Below are 15141 nucleotides of genomic sequence, written 5' to 3'. Positions count from 1 at the left end.
CCGGGCCTCCTGACCGGACGAGCGGGTGCTCTCCGGCCGGGTCTTCCTCGACGGGCACCGGGTTCGGTTCCGGTTGCCGCGCGGCCTCTGTCGAAGAAGTGCAGCCGCGTCTCGTGACCCGTCTGCGACAGTAGCGCCGGGTCCCGACAGACGACCCGGCATGCGCACCGCGATCCCTCCGCGCCTCGTAGACTCCGGGGGTGCGCTGCCATCATTTCGAGTCCGGGGAGTGCAGGTCGTGCACCCTCCTGGACCTCCCCCGCCCCCGTCAGCTCGCCGAGGGGCGCGAGCGCGTCGAATCGCTGCTCGCCCCGTATCTCGCGGCTGCCGACCAGCAAATGGAGAGCGCCGCCTGGCAGGAGCCGATCGTCGGCGCGGAGGCCGGCTTCCGCGCCCGCGGGAAGATGGCTGTGGGCGGCACCGCGCAGGAGCCGATTTTGGGCCTGCCCGGTCAGGCGCTCAGCGCGGATCTCTGCGACTGCCCGCTGTACCCCGGCGGGGTCGAGGAGGTCCTCGAGGGGGCGAAGGTGCTGATCCGTCGGGCGCAGGTCCCGCCGTATGACGTGACCCGCCGTCGCGGCGAGATCAAGAACGTCCTGGTCACCACCTCTCCCGATGGAGAGCATCTGCTGCGCCTGGTGCTGCGCAGCGAGAAGCCGCTGGGCCGGATCCGCGAGCACCTGCCCGCCCTGCTGACCGCGCACCCCTCTGTCGTCGCGGTCACAGCGAACATCCACCCCGACCACACCACGAGGGTCGAGGGCGAGCAGGAGATCCACCTCGCCGGCGCCGAGTCGATCGCCGTGCGCACCGGGGACGTCACCCTGTTCTCCCGCCCGCAGTCCTTCCTCCAGACGAACACGGAGGTGGCCGGCGACCTCTACCGGCAGGCCGCGGCCTGGATCGGAGAGATCCTGGACGAGGGTGCCGCTCCTTCGGCCACCGACACCCCTGCCGACGCTCCCGCCGGCGCCTCCGTCGACCTCGGCACGGCGCCCGCCCCGCGGATCTGGGACCTCTACTGCGGCCTGGGCGGCTTCGCCCTGCACATCGCGCGCGCTCTGCCCGCGGCCCGCGTCATCGGGGTCGAGGTCTCGGCGCAGGCGATCGACGGCGCCCGCGAGGCCTCGGCCGCGCAGAGCATCCCCGCGACCTTCCTCGCCGATGACGCGACCGCCTGGGCGATCCGGGAGGCCGCCGGTGAGGCCGGTCCGCCGGACGTCGTGGTCGTGAACCCACCCCGCCGCGGCATCGGCTCCGAGCTGGCCGCCTGGCTCGAGGGCTCGGGCGTGGCCGACGTGATCTATTCCAGCTGCAACCCGGCCACCCTTGCCGCCGACCTCGCGGCGATGCCCTCGCTGCGCATCACCGCCGGACGCTTCGTGGACATGTTCCCCCACACCGAGCACGCCGAGGTCATCGTGCGAGTGCGCCGCACCCCCACGACCTGACACAGTGGTCCACAACCCCGCCGACGAAGGAGCACGCCCCATGACATCCCCCGCCCCGACCCCCGAGTCCCAGCTGACCGAGGTCACCCGTACCGTCACGCCCGCCAAGAACGGGAACACCGTCTCCCTCGCGCAGACCTTCTCCGCGGATCCCGAGGAGCTGTGGTCGGCCCTGACCATCGGCTCCCACCTCGAGGTGTGGTTCGGACGGGCGAGCGGCGAGGCGGTCGAGGGCGGCACCTTCGAGCTGCCCGATATGGAGACCCGCGGCACCGTGCTCACCGCCGACGCCCCGCACCGGCTGCTCCTGACCTGGGAGATCGGTGCGAGCTCCAGCGAGATGGAGCTGCTGGTGACTCCGGTGGAGGACGCCGAGAGCACGACCGCGGATGCGGATGCGGATGCGGATGCGGATGCGGATGCGGATGCGGATGCGGATGCGGCTGAGCCTGCTGCGACGGCCGACGCCGACTCCGGCACCGAGGCCGCGAGCCCCGCAGGCCCGCGCACCCGCTTCGAGCTGCGCCACACGGTCCCGGCCGACGCCCATTGGGCGACCTTCGGGCCCGCCGCGACCGGCTGCGGCTGGGACGGTGCGCTGTACGCGCTGGCCCTGCACCTCCAGGACCCGTCGGTCGATCTGATGGGAGATCTGGGCGCCTTCGCCGGCTCCCCCGAGGGCGCCGAGTTCACGCGCGCCACGGCCGACGCCTGGTACGAGGCGCACGCCGCCTCCGGGTCCGACAAGAAGCCGGCCCGCAAGGCGTCCGTGCGCACCGCCGCTTTCTACCTCGGCGAGGAGCCGGACCTGTCGTGACCAGCACGTCCCGCGCTCCCGGCGCCTCCACTGCGCCGCCCTCCGCCACCCGGCCGTCCGCCACCCAGCCCCCCGCCCCGTCGGCCGTGACCCTGCTGACCCTGGGCGGCACGATCTTCATGACCCAGGGCGCCGACGGCGGCCACGCCGCCCCGGATGCCGACGCCGGCGAGCGCCTGGCCAGCACCCTGATCGACGGGGTGGAGCTCACCGCGCATGAGATCGCGAACGTCTCCTCCTCCGATGTCCGGCCACGTCATCTGGCCGAGGTGCTTCAGCGGGCTCGGCAGGCGGTCGACGGCGGCGCCGACGGGGTGGTTCTCACCCACGGCACCGACACCCTCGAGGAGTCCGCGTTCTTCCTGAACAGGTACTGGGACCGCGAGGCGCCGCTGGTGCTCACCGGGGCGATGCGACCGGCGAGCGCCCTGGGAGCCGACGGCCCCGCCAATCTCCACGATGCCGTGCGCACGGCGTCGAACCCGTCGGCCCGAGGCGCCGGCGTGCTCGTGGTGTTCGACGCGCACGTGCATCTGGCAGACCAGGTCACAAAGGCCTCCTCGCGGTCGGTCTCGGCCTTCGCCTCCGCCCCGTCGGGCCCGCTCGCCCTCGTGGACGGCGCCGAGCTGCGGCTCCTGCAGGCCCTGCCGGAACGCGTCGCACGACTGTCCGCCGTGGCTCCCTCCGCGCACCTGCCGTCGGTCCCCACGCTCATGGCCGGGCTGGACGACGACTTCGAGCTGCTCGACCATCTGCCCTCCGGGTCCGTCACCGGGCTGGTGATCGCCGGGGTCGGGATGGGGCACGTCTCCCCCGCCGCGATGCCCCGCCTGCGCCGACTGCTGGAAGCAGGCGTGCCCGTGGTGGTCGCGACCCGCATCGCCTCCGGCGGCACCTCCACCCACCACTACGCCTATCCGGGCAGCGAGGTCGATCTGCTGGACGCCGGCGCGATCATGGCCGGCCTCCTGCCGCCCGCCAAGGCCCGCCTGCTGCTGCAGGGGCTGCTCGCCGAGGAGGCGCCCGCCGAGGCGATCCGCGCGGAGTTCTCGGCCTACGCGTCCTAGCGCGTTCTCTCAGCGGTTCCCCGCGCGCCCCGCTACTGTCGACGAGTGGATCTTCGCAGCGCAGCAGAACTCGCCATCGGCCTCGCCCGCCAGGCCGGCGACTTCGCCGTCGCCGAGCACGACAGCGCCCAGGTCGAGGCCAAGGGCGCCGGCTCGGACCTCGTCACCCATGTTGATCGCGAGGCGGAGCGGCGGATCGTCGCCGTGCTGCGCGAGCACTACCCCGAGCACGCGATCCTCGGCGAGGAGGAGGGCGAGCAGGGCGCCGGGTCCGGAGCACGCTACGGCTGGCTGATCGATCCGCTGGACGGCACCAACAACTACGTCCTCGGCCTGGACGTGTTCGGCGTGTGCATCACCCTGTGCGAGGGCGAGGAGCCGGTGATGGCGGTGGTGCACGACTCCCCGCGCCGCCGCACCTGCTGGGCGATCGCCGGGCAGGGCGCCTGGCTCTCCCACGGCGAGGCCGACGAGCCGCGCCGCCTGGACCTCGGCGCCGCCGATCCCCTGGACCGCACCACGATCGCCTTCACCCAGGGGTACGACACCGGGCACGACGACGCGCGGCGCAACGTCCTGTTCGCCGTCCTCGAACGCGGCACGAAGCGGGTGCTGCGCAGCTGGGCGCCGTCCTCGGACTGGGGACTGCTGGCCACCGGCCATCTCGGCGCGATGGTCGCCTATCGCAACGAGATCTGGGACCGCGTGGGTGGCACCCTGATCGCCGTCGAGTCCGGCGGTGAGCTGCGCACCGACCCCACCGGGGAGCTGATCGTGGTCGGGAAGCCGCAGACCGTGCGCGAGCTCGACGCCCTCCTCGGGGTCACCGTGCCAAGGACAGAGCCGGCTCGCGCAGGATCTCGCTGACCGCGGCGCCGTCGGCCTCGGGGAACTGCAGGCCCAGCAGGTGGGCGAAGGTCGCCGCCTCATCCGGGACGGTGCAGCGGGAGAACTTCCCGCCCTCGACGATGTCGGGCCCGACCATGGCGAACACAGCCTGGATGTCCTGCTCGGGCAGATGTCCGTGCTGACTGAGGAGGAAGGTGTAGTCGTCGTCGAAGCGCCCGTAGAGCGAGCGGCCCTCCCAGAGGTTCTGGAAGTTGGTGCCGCTGGTGCCCTCGAGGACGCCGAGGAAGGGACCTGAGTAGCCGTAGTCCTCGCGCATGTCCGCCAGCGGGTGGAAAGCGGCGATCGGGATCTCCGGATCCGCGACCCAGCGGTCCACGAGGTCGAGCACCCTGTCCTGTGCGCTCTCCTCGGCCTCGGGGTTCAGGTGGAGCTGGCCGGTGAGCCCGCAGCCGTGCACCCAGGCGTCCCAGGAGGCGACCTCGCCCGAGTCGTCCAGCCGCACGAGCCCCTCCTGGACCAGCAGGTTGTTGGCCCGCAGGCAGCGTCCCACCTCGACATGCCCGTGGTCGGAGACGATCGCGACGTTGGCGTCCTCTGCGACCCCGGACTCCTCGAGCGCATCGAGGATCTCCCCGATCCAGCCGTCGACCCGTTCGAAGGCCTCGCGCACCTCCGGGGTGAAGCGGCCCGTGGTGTGGCGCGCGGAGTCCACATCCACCAGGTGCACGAACAGCACGTCGGGCGCGTCGGTGCGGATCATGTCCACGGCCACCGCAGTGTTGAACTGGCCGAAGCGATGCTTCGAGTCCCAGCCGATCTCGGCGGCGTGGGCGTCCACGTAGGCGCGGCCCCGCTCGGAGGCGGCGTCACGGAGCACGGCGAGGGTCGCCTCGAGACCCGCCGGGTCCCAGATCTCCGGGACCGCGATGTCGATGGACGGGGACCAGCCGGTGACCGGCCAGCCGACGGTCGCCGAGGTGAGTCCCTGCGCGGCCGCGAGGTCGAAGATCGTCGGCGCCGCGATCGCGCGGGCGTCCCAGAACCAGTCGGGGCGGCGCGACCCGGGCTGCACGAGCTCGTTGGCGTAGATCCCGTGCCCGGCGGCGGTGCGGGCGGTGGTCTGCGAGGTGTGGTTGGGGTAGGTCACCGTCGGGTAGATCGCCTCGGCGCTCCCCCAGCTGCCGGCGAGCACCCGGGAGAAGTTCGGCAGCGTGCGGGCGAAGGGGACATCGACCACGCTCATGGCGTCCACCGAGATCACCACGAGCCGACGGGAATCGCGCGGGCTCCCGGCGGGCGGGGTGGAGGAGGTATCGGCGGTGGGGACGGTCCTGGTCACGAGGAGCTCCTGGTGGCGGGGGCGGTGGAAGCACTGCCACGCTAGGCGCGAGCGGCCACCCGCCGGCGGCGCGGAGGTGAACCGCGCGGGAATTCGGCCGACGTTCCCGTTCATCGCCCGCCCGTCCCGGCGAGACCCGCTCAGCGGCTCGACGGCCCAACGTCTGCCGGCGCGGTCACGCCCCGTGGACGAGGCAGAACGGATGCCCGGCCGGATCGACGTACACCCGGAAGCTGCCCGAGCCCGAGGGCTGGTGCTCGTGCACAGCGGCGCCGAGGGTGAGGACCCGGGGCTCTGCCGCCTCGATGTCCGGCACCGCGAAGTCGAGGTGGAACTGCTGGGGGTGGGTGCCGCCGGGCCAGGTGGGCCGCTGGTAGTCGTCGATCTTCTGGAAGGCGAGGGTGGCCTCGCCGTCGGGGTTCTCGGGGGTGAGGCCGCCGCGCGGCGGGGAGAGCGTGGCCCAGTCGGCGTCCGATCCCTCCTCCAGGCGCCAGCGCAGCAGCTTCGCGTAGAACGTCGCGAGCTCCATCGCATCGGGACAGTCCAGCACGATCAGGTCGAGCTTCGGGGTGATGGGTTCCTGCTCCAGGTTCTCCATGGGGCCACCGTAGGAGCTGACGCACTCCGAGGGAAGGGCCCGGCACCCGCGCCCCGTACGCTCCCAGCGCAGTTCCCGATTCCCCATGGTCCGTGCACCGGTGACAGACTGACCGCAGTCCAACCAGCGTTCGAGAGGTGTCTCCATGACCGTTCCTGCCGATCCGACCCCTGCCCTGCAGGAGTACGCCCACCCCGAGAAGCTCGTGACCACGCAGTGGCTCGCCGACAACCTCGGCACCGACGGGCTGGTCGTCGTCGAATCCGACGAGGACGTGCTGCTCTACGAGACGGGACACATCCCCGGTGCTGTGAAGGTCGACTGGCACCTGGATCTCAACGACCAGGTGACCCGTGACTACGTCGACGGCGAGGGCTTCGCGAAGCTCATGGACGCCTCCGGGATCACGCGCGAGACCACCGTCGTGGTCTACGGCGACAAGTCGAACTGGTGGGCCGCCTACGCCCTGTGGGTCTTCGAGCTCTTCGGTCACGCCGACGTGCGCCTGCTCGACGGCGGCCGCGCCGCCTGGCAGGCCGAGGGCCGCGAGATGACGACGTCGGCCGACGGCGCCCCGGCGGCCACCACCGGCTACCCGGTCGTCCAGCGGGACGACGCCCCGATCCGGGCCTACCGCGAGGACGTCCTGGACTTCCTGGGCGGGCAGCTGATCGACGTGCGCTCCCCGCAGGAGTTCTCCGGCGAGCGCACCCACATGCCCGACTATCCGCAGGAGGGCACCGTGCGCGGCGGGCACATCCCGTCGGCCCGTTCGGTGCCGTGGGCCCGCGCGGCCGCCGAGGACGGCCGCTTCAGGTCGCGCCCCGAGCTCGAGGCGATCTACCGCGAGGAGCTCGGCTTCGACACCGCAGCCCCTGTGATCGCGTACTGCCGCATCGGCGAGCGCTCCGCGCACACCTGGTTCGTGCTCCGCTACCTGCTGGGCTTCGAGGACGTGCGCAACTACGACGGCTCCTGGACCGAGTGGGGCAATGCCGTGCGCCTCCCCATCACCGTCGGCACCGAGCCCGGGGAGGTCCCTGCCCGATGAGCACCGGATCGACCCCCGCCGACGGCGCCGAGCTGCCGGCGGCCTTCGCCGAGATCGCCGACGACTTCCATGCCCTGACCGGCCGGGATCGTCTGCAGCTGCTGCTGGAGTTCGCCAACGATCTGCCGGAGCTGCCGCCGCGCTACGCCGAGCACCCCGAGCTGCTCGAACCGGTCCCGGAGTGCCAGTCGCCGATCTTCCTGGTGACCGAGGTGGAGGGCTCCGGTCGCGAGGCGACCGCCCGACTGTTTTTCTCCGCCCCGCCGGAGGCCCCGACCACGCGCGGTTTCGCCTCGATCCTCGCGGAGGCCCTCGACGGTCGCACGGTGGGCGAGGTGCTCGACACCCCGGACACCGTGACCGGCGCGCTGGGTCTCGCCGAGGTGGTGAGCCTGCTGCGGCTGAACGGCATGGCGGGCATGCTCGCCCGCATCAAGCGGCAGCTGCGCCTGAAGGCCGGCCTCTGACCTGCTGAGACGATCTCCGCTGCGGCGCCGGACCCCACTCTGGGACCGGCGCCGCAGTGCGTTGACTGCCGGGACCGCGCCGGGGCGTGGCCGGCGCTCCGGGGGCCTCTCTCGATCTCATGGATCGCGGGCGAGCCCGCTCTCTCTTGCCACGCGATACATAACGATATATCGTGATAGCACTTCGACAGGAAGGGGGTCGCACCATGCGACGCCATCACGACCACCATCACCCCCGTTTCGGGGAGAACATCGACCGCGCCGACCGCCGGCGCCATGACGGGCCCTATGGCGCCGAGAATCCCGCCGAGGGCGGGCCCGAGCGCCGTGGGCGTGGGCGGGGAGGTCGCGGCCGACGAGGCCCCGACGACCCCGACCGCGGCAGGTCCGACGCCGAGGGCTTCGACCCGGACGGGTTCCGACCCGAAGGCTTCGGGGGCGGCGGCCCGAGGGGCTTCGGCCCCCGCGGATTCGGACCCGGCGGGTTCGGTCCCGGCGGGTTCGGTCCCGGCGGGTTCGGTCCCGGCGGGCGCGACCCCGAAGGGTTCGGCCCCGATCGCCGCGGCGGTCCGGGCCGACGCGGGGGCGGCCCGGATCGCCGCGGCCGCGGGCCTCACCGTGCTCCCCGTGGGGACGTGCGCACCGCGGTGCTCCTGCTCCTCGCCGAGGAGCCGATGCACGGCTACCAGCTGATGCAGACCATCACCGAGCGCACCGGAAGCCGCTGGCGCCCGAGCCCCGGCGCCATCTACCCCACCCTCTCCCAGCTGGAGGACGAGGGTCTCGTCGCCACGGAGAAGAGCGGCGGACGCAAGCTCGCGAGCCTCACCGAAGCCGGACGGACCCATGTCGAGGAGAACTCCTCGTCCTGGACCGATCCATTCCCGGCGGCCGCGCATTCGGTGGACGACGAGGTCATCGACCTGCGCGAGCTCGGCCATGGCCTGATGGGCGCTCTGCGGGAGGTCGCCCGGACCGGGACGGACTCGCAGGTCCGCGAGGCCGCCACGCTCCTCGAGGAGGCCCGCCGCTGCCTCTACACGATCCTCGCCGGCCCGTCGGCCGCCTCGCAGTCGACGCAGACGGATCCGCCCGCCGGACCGGAAGCCGGTCCAGATGCCGCAGAAGGCGGGGCAGCCGGGGAAACCGGGACTGCCAGGGGCGCGTCGGCCGATGAGTCGCCGTCGGCGCAGTCGTGACGCACGGGGCCGCAGGAGCGGGACGGTCCGGATCGTGACGGCTCGGGCCGTGAGGGTCCGGACCGCCGACGCTCAGCGCTTCGGGGGACCCTTGGGCGTCGGGCCGCGGCCCTCGCCCTGGCCGTACTTCCAGTAGGCCTTCTCCGCGCCGGTGCGCAGCATGCCGAAGGCGGTCCGTCCCGCCTCGGATTGGGCGAAGTCGAAGGCGGCCTGGGCTCGCTGCGCGAAGCTGCGCCGCTCCTCCTCCGTGGCGTCCTCGTCCCCCGGCCCACCTCTCGGCGACGCGAAGCCCTCGACGTCGGGCCCCTCGAACCCCGCGGCAGGGCCCTTCCCGTTCTCGATCAGTTCGTGCCGGTCCAGCGCCACCTTCAGCTCGAGCGGAACCCGCACCTGTCGCACGAGCGTGCCCCGCACATCGTCACGGAGCAGCTCGGCCCGCTCGGCGAAGAAGGCGTCGAGATCCTGCTCCTCCGGGTCGAGCTCGAAGGCCTTCCCCAGCAGGAAGGACGCAAGATCCGCGGCGACCTCCGGGGAGAGACCGTACTGGTCGGAGGACGTCGGCGCACGACGCAGCTCCATCGCGTCATCCCGCTCGAGCGGGCTCGGCGCGAAGTCCAGCGCGAGCAGCAGGTCCTCGACGAAGGCGTGGAAACTGGCCTCGCCCGGCACATCGGCCCGCCGCAGCTCGATCCTCCCCCGCTCCTCGGGCAGTCGCACCTGGGTGACCCCTTCGCGCGCGAACTCGTCCTGCGCCGCGCGGCGCACGAGCCGACGCGCCGCCCGGACCAGATGACCGGAATCTGCGGTGCGCGGCAGGTCAGGGATCACCGCGCGGGCATCGGCGAGGAGGCGGGAGTGGGCCGAGGAGGTGTCAGTTCGCTGACGCACCGCCTCCGGTACGGCCGAGAGCCGTTCACGGATCGAGTCGATCGGCTTCATGGGCGCACCTCCGGTGGGGTCAGGATCGTACCCATCGTACGGAGGTGGCCCCGCCCGAGCACCACGAGCAGAACAACCAGGCGGTAGACCGACACGGAACAACCCCCTTCCCTTTCCCGTTGAAGGGGACGACGATCGGTGGACGATCACCGCACCCGACCTGAAGGAGAAGACGACATGGCTGACCTCGCCTATACCGTTCCCGGACTCGGAGCCGACGATTCCCTGCGCCTCGTGGAGTCCCTGCAGGACCGGCTCCACGCGATGAACGACCTGCACCTCACGCTCAAGCACGCGCACTGGAACGTCACCGGGCCTCGTTTCATCGCCGTCCACGAGATGCTCGACCCGCAGGTCGAGGAGGTGCGCGGCTTCACCGACGACCTCGCGGAGCGGATCGCCCAGCTGGGCGCCTCCCCCGTCGGCACCCCGGGCCGCCTCGTCGCCGAGCGCGGCTGGACGGACTACACCCTCGGCAAGGCCGACACCCAGGATCACCTGCGCGCCCTGGACGAGGTCTACACCGGGATCATCGCGTCGAACCGGAAGGCGATCACCCTGGCCGGCGAGCTGGATCCGCTCACGGAGGACATCCTCATCGAGCAGACCCGAGGCCTGGAGAAGTTCCAGTGGTTCATGCGGGCGCACCTCGAGGGCTCGCAGAGCTGACCCCCGCCCGGCTGGTGCTCCGCCTCCGGCCGGGCCACCGCCCGCGCCTGCTCCCCAGCGCTGCCGATCACGGCGCAGAACACACCGGGGGTCACGGCGCGGGCATCGGCGCGGGGCTCCTGACCTGCCGAGTACGGTGAAGGCCCGACCCCGAGGAGGACCCGGCATGCCGATCGCCGACCCGAGCGCCGACGAGCTCACCGTGCTGCAGGATGAAGCCGTCCAGTTCACCCGTGAGCTCATCCGGATCGACACCACCAACTTCGGGGGCAACGATCCCGCGACCTGGGGCGTGGGCGAGACCGAAGCCGCGGACTACGTCGTGGCGAAGCTGCGCGAGGTGGGCCTGGAGCCGGAAGTGCACGAATCCGCGCCCGGCCGCCCCAGTGTCTTCGTGCGCATGGCCGGCGAGGACCGCGATCGTGGCGGGCTCATCATCCACGGGCATCTCGACGTCGTGCCGGCCCGCGCGGAGGACTGGTCCGTGGATCCCTTCGGCGCGGAGATCCACGACGGCATGATCTACGGTCGCGGCGCCGTGGACATGAAGGACATGGTCGGCATGATCCTCGCGCTGGCGCGGCATCTCGCCCGCACGGGCCAGGTTCCGCCCCGCGACCTGCTGTTCGTGTTCTTCGCCGACGAGGAGAACGGCGGCGTCTGGGGCAGCGGCTGGATGGTGGAGCATCGACCGGAGCTGTTCGCAGGTATGTCCGAGGCGATCAGCGAGGTGGGCGGCTACTCCATCACGCTCCCCGAGAGGGGCACCGGCGAGAACGTGCGCGCGTACCTCGTGCAGACCGCCGAGAAGGGCCTGGCCTGGGGGCGGCTGCGCGCCATCGGCCGAGCGGGGCACGGCTCCGTCCCCAACGAGGAGAACGCCATCGTGCGCCTGGCCCGTGCCATCGCCGCGATCGACGAGCACGTGTTCCCGCTGGAGTTCATCGCGAGCGTGAAGGACCTCTTCGACGGGGTCACCGAGATCACCGGCGTGGGCTGGGACGAGCAGGACATCCAGGCGTTCCTCCCGCTGCTGGGCGGGGCGCGCCAGTTCGTCTCCGGGACCCTGGGCGACTCCGTCAACATGACGATGCTCAGCGCCGGGTACAAGGGCAACGTCATCCCGCAGACAGCCGAGGCGACCTTCGATGCCCGCTTCCTCCCCGGCCATCAGGACGAGCTGCTCGCCCTGCTCGAGGAGCTGGCAGGCGAGGACGTCGAGGTGGTCATCGACCACATCGGCAATTCTGTGGACTCCCCCCGTGACTCGGCGCTGATGAGCGTCATGACGCAGTCGATCCAGGCGGAGGATCCGGGCGCCGAGGTGCTGCCGTACTGCCTGAGCGGCGGCACGGACAACAAGGCTCTGTATCGGGAGCTCGGCATCACCGGGTACGGCTTCGCACCGCTCCAGCTGCCCGAGGACCTGGACTTCGCGCCGCTCTTCCATGGGGTCGACGAACGAGTACCCGTGGACGCGGTGCGTTTCGGCGCCCGGGTGCTGCTGCGCCTGGCGCGGGACTGCTGAGCTCAGTCCTCGGTATCGAGGCTGTCGGCGAAGAGGTCGGCGTCGACCAGATCCTCCGGGATCGGGTCCTCGGGGAGCAGGCCCGTGTACCAGCTGGGCAGGAGCCGCAGCAGGGCGACCGTCAGATGGAAGCTGTCCACCTCCTTGCCGGCGCGCGCGTCCTCCTCGGACTCGACGAGCCACTGGGCGAGCACGTCCAGGGAGCCACCGGCGAAGTACCGTGCCGTCTGCTGCAGCGGCAGATACGCGGGCACTGTGTCGCCCAGCTGCTCCAGGGCGACGACGTGGAGGTCGGAGAGGGTCGTCACCAGGATCAGGTAGGTGCGGTGGGAGAACTTCCATTCCAGACCGCCCCGGAGGAACGCCTGATGCCGATCGACATAGGCCACCATCGTCGCTGCGGCTGACTGCACCAGCTCCTGGATGCTGCGACCCTCGGCCGCCAGCTTCGTGGCGCGCTCGAGCTGGAGGTCGAACATCGTCCCGAGTATCGCTGCCATCAGATCATCGAGACCGGAGAAATGGCTGTAGAACGCGGCGCGGCTGACTCCGGCGCGCTGCGCCAGGGCGTTGACCGTGACCTCGCCATCCGTGGCGCTGAGGTCTCTGGCCGCGGCGAAGATCGCCGCGCGTGTGCGTGCAGGCCGCGGATCCGGTGCACGACCTTCTGTGCTGGGCATGAACAGATGGTAACACTCGTGAATGGGCAGCCACCCACCGGCTCTGCACTGTGGACCGACCGACGTCTGTCACAGTCCCCGCGACCTGCCCGCCACAGGCTCCCGTGCTGCGCTGATCGCGCGGTGACCACCGAAGATGCCGACGCGCCGCGCTCGGGACGTCGCGCCACCCCTGACGGAACATGCAGAACGCTACACGGCTCGCCCCGGCGTCGCGCGACTATTCTGCGCATCTGTTCGGTTTCTCTCCGGTAACCCGACGGACGGGCGCTCGATGCGTGCACACCTCTGCACGGGATCGCCCGTTCGCGGGTCACAAGGAGGGCCATCCCGGCGATACGCTGGTGGTCGCACCGTCCAGAAAGGCACCCACGATGCCAGAACGTCTTGTCAGGATCGCGAGCACGAGCGGGCTCCATGCCCGCCCCGCCGCGATCTTCTCCCAGGCCGCGAGCGAGCAGCCGGTCGCCGTCACCATCGAGAAGTCCGGTGGCGCACCTGTCCGAGCCTCGAGCATCCTCATGATCCTGACGCTGAACGCGGACCACGGCGAGGAGGTCATCCTGCGCGCCGAGGGTGATGGCGCCGACGCCGCACTCGATGCTCTGGCCGCACTGCTCGAGAGAAACCTCGACGAGGACTTCTGAGGCGACGCGGAGCACTCGACCAGTAGTGAGCGGGCGGGACCATCTGGCCGCTGCCGTGAGCTCGTCGGCCGACTGCTTTCTCCGTCAGCGCTCAACGCTCAACGCTCAACGCTCAGCACTCAGCACTCAGCACTCAGCACTCAGCACTCAGGCGATGCTCACGAAACCCGCGGGATGATCCGCAGGGAGGCGAAGCCGATCGTGGCGAGCACTGCGGCGACGGCGCCCATGAGCATCGCTGCAGGCGGTCCCTGCTGATCGACCAGGACCCTTCCACCACGGAACCGCTCATGATCGCGATCTGGAAGGCGGTCACCTGGAGACCCACGGCTGATTCGACGCGACGCGGCTCGATCGCCGAGACCCACAGCTGCGTGGTCACGGGCACCATGCTGAACCCGAAGCCCCACATCACGACCGCAATGGCAAGCAGCGCGCTCCCCTGCGTCCCCGCCAGGGCGGCGAGGGCGATCGCAAGGATCGCCGGCCCGGCCGTTGCGGCCCAGCGCAGCCAGCGGGACAGATAGCCGGCGGCGAGATTGCCCGCCAGGCCCCCGAGGCCCCAGCCCAGAAGCAGCACCGCGACCATCGAGGCGTCGATCGCCTCGATCGCCACACGGATGTAGGGATAGGCCACGAAGTTCGCGAAGGCGGCCACGAAGATCACGACGACCCCCGCGACCAGCCGACGGTTCCCCAGCACCGCGCGCATCATGGCGAGCCCGGCACCCTGCTGAGCAGGGACGGGGGGAAGCAGACGCCACAGCACGGCGCCGGCCATCAGCGTCAGCACCGCGGCTGCTCCGAAGACAGCTCGCCACCCGATGATGTCGCCGAGCACGGAGGACACCGGCACTCCGATGACGGTGGCCATGCTGGTGCCGACCGCCACCGTCGTGGACACGAGTGCTGGGCGTCCGGTCACCTGCACCCCGACGGACAGGGCGAAGGACCAGAATCCGGAGATCGCCACACCCAGGAGAAGTCGCGAGACCAGCACGATCCCGAAGCTCGGGGAGATCGCCACCACGATGTTGGAGATGACCGCCAGCAGCAGCAGCAGCACCAGGAGCACCGTGCGCCGGTCGGCACGCGGCAGCACGGAGGCGATGGTGGGCGCCGTCACGGCCCCCGCGAGCGCTGTCGCCGCGAGGGTCAGGCCTGCGCGCCCCTCGGTCACCCCGAGGTCGCGGGCCATCCCCGGCAGCACGCCGGCGGGCAGGAACTCTGCGCTCACGAGCGCGGCAGTCCCGGCGGACAGCGCGAGCGCGATCACCACCGGGTTGTGCCGTGGCGCTGCAGGTCTATTCGAAGCAGGTGTACTGGAAGCAGGTGACTCCACTGCGGGGATGCCCGCAGCTGGGGTGTCCGCTCCAGGGGTGGGGGCGTCACAGGTCTCCGGCGGGCAGCTCGACATGTCTCAAGCATGGTGCAGGATCCACGATGGCGGCAGTCCTGACCACCAGTGAATCCGTCACATCACCACGCCACCGACGCACCATGCTCAGCTGCACCTCGACACTGCGGTCCATCCGGCACACCGTGCGCTACGAGATCCTGCACCCGGCATCATCCTGAGCCAGTACTGGGACTGCGCTGGGTACCTACCTGATCTCCACATCAGCGGTCACGCTCTCCACGCAATCTCGGCATCAGCAGTCACGCTATCCACGCACCGATGCACGGCTTCCCAACGAGAGCAGCCTGCTGCCGGCACTCGCTCCGGGCCGCTGCGAACGCCCTGGTTTCGGGCACAAAAAAAGGGAGTGGGAGGAACGAAACCCACACGGGTCTCAAGCTCACTCCCACTCCCACAAAGATGTCCGGCGGCGACCTACTC

Annotated in this window: 15 protein-coding genes and 1 riboswitch; of the genes, 10 read left to right on the top strand and 5 right to left on the bottom strand. The window is 71.1% G+C overall.

The window, feature by feature from the left end:
- Nucleotides 1–2: 2 nt before the first annotated feature.
- Nucleotides 3–119: riboswitch (SAM riboswitch) on the bottom strand.
- An 81-nt stretch (nucleotides 120–200) separates the two neighbouring features.
- From INT49_RS04620 to INT49_RS04600, 4 genes are read left to right on the top strand one after another with little or no spacing between them, the layout of a single operon-like run.
- Nucleotides 201–1451, top strand: a complete 1251-nt coding sequence (locus tag INT49_RS04620) for a methyltransferase domain-containing protein (RefSeq protein WP_193116556.1) — start codon at nucleotides 201–203, stop codon at nucleotides 1449–1451.
- Nucleotides 1452–1491: 40 nt separating this feature from the next.
- Nucleotides 1492–2268: an SRPBCC domain-containing protein gene (locus tag INT49_RS21010; protein ID WP_226849748.1), complete on the top strand. Its 777-nt coding sequence runs from the start codon at nucleotides 1492–1494 to the stop codon at nucleotides 2266–2268.
- On the top strand, nucleotides 2265–3335 hold the full coding sequence (locus tag INT49_RS04605; RefSeq protein WP_193116555.1) for an asparaginase: 1071 nt from the start codon (nucleotides 2265–2267) through the stop codon (nucleotides 3333–3335). Before INT49_RS21010 ends, INT49_RS04605 begins: the two co-directional genes overlap by 4 nt.
- Before the next feature lie 45 nt (nucleotides 3336–3380).
- Nucleotides 3381–4202 carry an inositol monophosphatase family protein gene (locus tag INT49_RS04600; RefSeq protein WP_193116554.1) on the top strand — a complete coding sequence of 274 codons (822 nt, stop codon included), beginning with the start codon at nucleotides 3381–3383 and terminating at the stop codon, nucleotides 4200–4202.
- Here INT49_RS04600 and INT49_RS04595 read toward each other — a convergent pair.
- Nucleotides 4159–5523 carry an alkaline phosphatase family protein gene (locus INT49_RS04595; RefSeq protein ID WP_193116553.1) on the bottom strand — a complete coding sequence of 455 codons (1365 nt, stop codon included), beginning with the start codon at nucleotides 5521–5523 and terminating at the stop codon, nucleotides 4159–4161. The two genes, INT49_RS04600 and INT49_RS04595, sit on opposite strands and share 44 nt — an antisense overlap.
- Nucleotides 5524–5698: 175 nt before the next feature.
- Nucleotides 5699–6121: a VOC family protein gene (locus tag INT49_RS04590; RefSeq protein WP_193116552.1), complete on the bottom strand. Its 423-nt coding sequence runs from the start codon at nucleotides 6119–6121 to the stop codon at nucleotides 5699–5701.
- Nucleotides 6122–6266: 145 nt separating this feature from the next.
- Between INT49_RS04590 and INT49_RS04585 the strand changes: the two genes are divergently transcribed.
- From INT49_RS04585 to INT49_RS04575, 3 genes are all read left to right on the top strand, one after another.
- Complete coding sequence (locus tag INT49_RS04585) at nucleotides 6267–7172, top strand: sulfurtransferase (RefSeq protein WP_193116551.1); 906 nt, start codon at nucleotides 6267–6269, stop codon at nucleotides 7170–7172.
- Complete coding sequence (locus INT49_RS04580; protein WP_193116550.1) at nucleotides 7169–7639, top strand: SufE family protein; 471 nt, start codon at nucleotides 7169–7171, stop codon at nucleotides 7637–7639. The genes INT49_RS04585 and INT49_RS04580 overlap by 4 nt, the downstream gene beginning before the upstream one ends.
- A 206-nt stretch (nucleotides 7640–7845) precedes the next feature.
- A complete protein-coding gene (locus INT49_RS04575; protein ID WP_193116549.1) occupies nucleotides 7846–8838 on the top strand; it encodes a PadR family transcriptional regulator in 993 nt (330 codons plus the stop codon).
- A gap of 72 nt (nucleotides 8839–8910) precedes the next feature.
- Here INT49_RS04575 and INT49_RS04570 read toward each other — a convergent pair whose 3' ends face one another.
- Nucleotides 8911–9777, bottom strand: coding sequence for a hypothetical protein (locus INT49_RS04570; protein ID WP_193116548.1), 867 nt, complete (start codon nucleotides 9775–9777; stop codon nucleotides 8911–8913).
- Nucleotides 9778–9954: 177 nt separating this feature from the next.
- Here INT49_RS04570 and dps point away from each other — a divergent pair, with 177 nt between their 5' ends.
- Complete coding sequence (gene dps / locus INT49_RS04565; protein ID WP_193116547.1) at nucleotides 9955–10446, top strand: DNA starvation/stationary phase protection protein Dps; 492 nt, start codon at nucleotides 9955–9957, stop codon at nucleotides 10444–10446.
- Between the two features lie 166 nt (nucleotides 10447–10612).
- Complete coding sequence (locus INT49_RS04560) at nucleotides 10613–11974, top strand: M20/M25/M40 family metallo-hydrolase (RefSeq protein WP_193116546.1); 1362 nt, start codon at nucleotides 10613–10615, stop codon at nucleotides 11972–11974.
- Between the two features lie 2 nt (nucleotides 11975–11976).
- Here the strand turns inward: INT49_RS04560 and INT49_RS04555 are convergent, their stop codons facing one another.
- Entirely contained in the window at nucleotides 11977–12654 is a 678-nt protein-coding gene (locus tag INT49_RS04555; RefSeq protein WP_193116545.1) for a TetR/AcrR family transcriptional regulator, read from the bottom strand.
- 374 nt (nucleotides 12655–13028) lie between these two features.
- Between INT49_RS04555 and INT49_RS04550 the strand changes: the two genes are divergently transcribed.
- Nucleotides 13029–13301: an HPr family phosphocarrier protein gene (locus INT49_RS04550; protein WP_193116544.1), complete on the top strand. Its 273-nt coding sequence runs from the start codon at nucleotides 13029–13031 to the stop codon at nucleotides 13299–13301.
- Nucleotides 13302–13434: 133 nt separating this feature from the next.
- Here the strand turns inward: INT49_RS04550 and INT49_RS04545 are convergent, their stop codons facing one another.
- On the bottom strand, nucleotides 13435–14577 hold the full coding sequence (locus tag INT49_RS04545) for an MFS transporter (protein WP_193116543.1): 1143 nt from the start codon (nucleotides 14575–14577) through the stop codon (nucleotides 13435–13437).
- Between the last annotated feature and the right edge of the window lie 564 nt (nucleotides 14578–15141).

This window comes from Brachybacterium tyrofermentans (assembly GCF_014897585.1).
Lineage (GTDB): Bacteria > Actinomycetota > Actinomycetes > Actinomycetales > Dermabacteraceae > Brachybacterium > Brachybacterium tyrofermentans.
The sequence above is the reverse complement of the archived record's forward strand: the minus strand, read 5'-3'. Positions and strand labels throughout refer to the sequence as shown.